Annotated in this window: 1 protein-coding gene; it reads right to left on the bottom strand. The window is 47.3% G+C overall.

The window, feature by feature from the left end; genetic code table 11:
• On the bottom strand, positions 1–220 hold a 220-nt coding region (locus H6B10_RS16990), incomplete at both ends, for a hypothetical protein (protein WP_204652517.1).

The raw sequence follows: 220 nt of genomic DNA, 5'->3' as shown, positions 1-220 counted from the left end.
TACGTACTTTGTTGTTGGTTGTCGCAGCAGTTGCAGCAAAACTGTAACAAAGGGCGTATTTTTCTCCTGATGTGGCCGCTCGAAGGAAATGCTGCCAGCGATATCTTTTCCTTGTGTGTGAAGAATGATAGTACGGACTGGTGGCGTCAATGGACGCGCGTCGCGGATATAATAGATGGGCAACTGTGTGTATGTTCGTTTGATGATAGCTGGCAGGAAT

It is taken from the genome of Gemmiger formicilis (assembly GCF_016901605.1).
Lineage (GTDB): Bacteria > Bacillota > Clostridia > Oscillospirales > Ruminococcaceae > Gemmiger > Gemmiger formicilis_B.
Note: the sequence above shows the minus strand (reverse complement) of the source record. Positions and strands in the feature narration are given on the sequence as shown.